The organism is Photobacterium chitinilyticum, from assembly GCF_004104355.1.
Lineage (GTDB): Bacteria > Pseudomonadota > Gammaproteobacteria > Enterobacterales > Vibrionaceae > Photobacterium > Photobacterium chitinilyticum.
Window position 1 is genome coordinate 1 of the sequence record NZ_RJLM01000173.1, and the last position, 486, is coordinate 486.

The 486-nt window shown below is 43.5% G+C and carries 1 protein-coding gene; it reads right to left on the bottom strand.

The features are described 5' to 3' along the window. Window positions 1-29 precede the first annotated feature (29 nt). The coding region (locus EDI28_RS28230) for a photosynthetic reaction center family protein (protein WP_199287516.1) at window positions 30-486 on the bottom strand (457 nt) is incomplete at its 5' end.

Consider the following 486-nt stretch of genomic DNA (forward strand, 5'->3'; position numbering starts at 1 on the left):
GGTCACGACCAGCTAAAGCTAAAGTTCCATTAAAGAGCGTTTCCACGTGGTAGAACCTCCTCAGGGAATATAAGGTTTTCATGAGGCTGATCTTGAGCCGCCATCCAAGCACGAATACCTTCGTTTAAAAGAATATTTTTAGTATAGAAAGTCTCAAATTCWGGATCTTCYGCTGCACGGATTTCCTGGGAAACGAAGTCATAGGCACGTAGGTTCARAGCYARACCGACTACTCCAAGAGCACTCATCCATAAACCRGTTACYGGTACAAATAACATAAAGAAATGTAACCAACGTTTATTGGAAAAAGCAACCCCAAAGATTTGKGACCAAAAGCGGTTAGCGGTGACCATTGAATAAGTTTCTTCAGCTTGAGTTGGGTTAAAMGCACGGAATGTATTTGCACCATCACCATCTTCAAATAAAGTATKTTCTACAGTAGCACCATGAATAGCGCATAGCAGAGCCGCGCCCAGTACACCGGCG